Origin of the sequence: Mesorhizobium sp. M7A.F.Ca.CA.003.01.2.1 (assembly GCF_003998945.1) — a bacterium.
Classification (GTDB): domain Bacteria; phylum Pseudomonadota; class Alphaproteobacteria; order Rhizobiales; family Rhizobiaceae; genus Mesorhizobium; species Mesorhizobium ciceri.
The window spans coordinates 1-2,748 of record NZ_RZRA01000787.1 but is presented as its reverse complement, the minus strand read 5'-3'; the positions used below and the strand labels follow the sequence as shown (position 1 = coordinate 2,748).

Sequence of the window (2,748 nt, the reverse complement as noted above, 5' to 3'; positions counted from 1 at the left end):
GACCATGGCTGACAAGATCGTGGTCATGCATGACGGCATCGTCGAGCAGATAGGGCCGCCGCTGGAACTCTATGACCGGCCGAACAATCTTTTTGTCGCCAGCTTCATCGGCTCGCCGGCCATGAATTTGCTGAGGGGCGAGATCGCTATTGACGGCTCACCCTCGTTCCGCGGCGCCGGGGGGATTTCAGTCCCGTTGGCCTCGGCACTTTCCATCCCCAATGGCGAGCCTGTGGTGCTGGGAATAAGGCCCGAGCATTTGCGGCTGTCCGACGACCGGGGCATTCCGGTCACCGTCGCGGTGGTTGAACCAACCGGGTCCGAAGTGCAGCTCATCGGCCGGACAGCCGGCGGCGAAGAGATCGTCGCGAATTTCCGGGAACGACATTCCTTCACGCCGGGCGAAACCATCCGGCTTACGGCCGAGCCCGGCCTCATCCATCTCTTTCACGGAGAAACCGGACAGAGGTTCCAAACACGTACCGATCAGTAGGACCACAGGCAAGGACAACAAGCAGGAGGAAACGAGCATGAAGTTCACCAGACGTGACGTGATCCGCACCACCGCCGGCGCGGCGGCGGGTGCCTTGGGAAGTCGGTTCATCAGCTCTCCGGCCCTTGCCCAGGACGGACCGAAATACAAACCCGAGGATGGCGCCAAGCTTAGACTGCTGCGCTGGTCGCCCTTCGTCCAGGGCGACGAGGACCAATGGCTGGCCAACACCAAGCGCTTCACCGAAGCGACCGGTGTCGCGGTCCGCGTCGACAAGGAAAGTTGGGAGGACATTCGCCCCAAGGCGGCGGTCGCGGCAAATGTCGGCTCCGGCCCCGACCTGATGTTCGTCTGGTTCGATGACCCGCACCAATATCCCGACAAGCTGCACGACGTGAGCGAACTCGGCGAGTATCTCGGCTCGAAATACGGCGGCTGGCATGATGGACCAAAGCAATATGCGACCCGGGAAGGCAAATTCATCGGCCTGCCACTGGCCACGATCGGAAATGCCATCGTCTATCGGGAAAGCTGGGTGAAAGAGGCCGGCTTTTCGGAGTTTCCCAAGGACACGAAAGGCTTCCTGGAACTTTGCAAGGCCTTGCAGGCGAAGGGCCATCCGGCCGGCTTCACGCATGGCCATGGCGTCGGCGACGGCAACAACTATGCTCATTGGCTGCTGTGGAGCCATGGCGGCCAGATGGTCGACGAGAGCGGCAAGGTAACGATCAACAGCCCCGAGACCCTCAAGGCCATCGAATACGCGCAGGAACTCTACAAGACCTTCATTCCAGGCACCGAAAGCTGGCTCGACGTCAACAACAACCGCGCCTTCCTGGCCGGCGAACTGGCTGTCATCGCCAACGGCATCTCGGCCTACAACACCGCCAAAATCAATAAGGACAATGATCCGAAGCTGGCTGAAATCGCCAAGGACATACGCACCACCAACCTGCCCATCGGCCCTGTCGGCAAATCCGTCGAATTGTTCCAGGTGACCACGGCTGTCATCTTCAATTACACGCCCTACCCCAACGCGGCCAAGGCGTATTTGCAGTTCATGTTCGAGGAACCGCAAATGAAGGACTGGATCACCTCCTCGGCCGGATATTGCTGCCAGACCCTGAAGGCATTCGACAACAACCCGGTATGGACTGCCGATCCCAACAACGCCGCTTACGCCAAGGCTTCGGCTACTCTGCGGCCTAACGGCTATGCCGGGCCGCTCGGCTATGCTTCGGCGGCAACCATGGCCGACTACGTGCTGGTCGATATGTTCGCCAAAGCGGTGACCGGCCAGGCGACGCCGCAAGAGGCAATGGAAGAGGCCGAGAAGCGGGCAAATCGCTATTATCGCGTTTGAGCCGGCTCAGCCGGGCAGCGCGGCTGCCCGGCTGGCTTCGGATTGCATCGTGGCCGATCCGGCCGATCAATGAGACCTCAGCAGGAGCCGACCCATGGCTGTGCCGTCAGCTGCTATCCAGCCGCGATCTTCGATCTTCTCACGGATTCTATCGCGCTGGAGCGAAAGCCGGAACGCACTTGGCTTCGGCTTCATGCTTCCGGCGGCTGCACTGCTGCTTGTCTTCCTGACCTATCCGCTGGGGCTCGGCGTCTGGCTCGGCTTCACCGACGCCCGCATCGGCCGCCCCGGCATCTTCATCGGCATCGAAAACTATGAATATCTGTGGAGCGACGCCGTCTTCTGGCTCTCCGTCTTCAACACCTTGCTCTACACGATCAGCGCTTCGATCCTGAAATTCGCGCTCGGCCTCTGGCTGGCGCTCCTCCTCAACCAGAACCTTCCCTTCAAATCGTTCTTCCGCGCGATTGTCCTGCTGCCGTGGGTGGTGCCGACGGTGCTCTCGGCCATCGCCTTCTGGTGGATCTACGATTCGCAGTTCTCCATCCTCTCCTGGGCGCTGCAGCAGATGGGACTGATCGACCACCGCATCAATTTCCTTGGCGATCCGGAGAACGCACGCGCCTCGGTGATCGTCGCCAATGTCTGGCGCGGCATTCCTTTCGTGGCCATCACGCTGCTGGCCGGCCTGCAGACGATTCCCCAATCGCTTTACGAGGCCGCGACGCTCGACGGCGCCAGCCGTTGGCAGTTGTTCCGCTATGTGACGCTGCCGTTGCTGACGCCGATCATCGCCATCACCATGACCTTTTCGGTCCTGTTCACCTTCACCGATTTCCAGCTGATCTATGTGCTGACTCGCGGCGGGCCGGTGAATGCCACCCATCTGATG

Annotated in this window: 3 protein-coding genes; all 3 read left to right on the top strand. The window is 60.8% G+C overall.

All coding sequences use genetic code 11. The annotated features are described in order from the left end of the window. Positions 1-25 precede the first annotated feature (25 nt). On the top strand, positions 26-493 hold the full coding sequence (locus EN969_RS25550; RefSeq protein WP_281060033.1) for a TOBE domain-containing protein: 468 nt from the start codon (positions 26-28) through the stop codon (positions 491-493). Positions 494-530: 37 nt separating this feature from the next. Continuing rightward, positions 531-1,856: an ABC transporter substrate-binding protein gene (locus EN969_RS25545; protein ID WP_013529762.1), complete on the top strand. Its 1,326-nt coding sequence runs from the start codon at positions 531-533 to the stop codon at positions 1,854-1,856. Positions 1,857-1,950: 94 nt separating this feature from the next. Continuing rightward, on the top strand, positions 1,951-2,748 hold a 798-nt coding region (locus EN969_RS25540; protein ID WP_164758483.1), incomplete at its 3' end, for a sugar ABC transporter permease.

Bases quoted from the DNA above. Each gene is read 5' to 3' on its own strand.
- EN969_RS25550 (WP_281060033.1), top strand. From the start codon at position 26: ATGCATGACGGCATCGTCGAGCAGATAGGGCCGCCGCTGGAACTCTAT.
- EN969_RS25545 (WP_013529762.1), top strand. From the start codon at position 531: ATGAAGTTCACCAGACGTGACGTGATCCGCACCACCGCCGGCGCGGCG.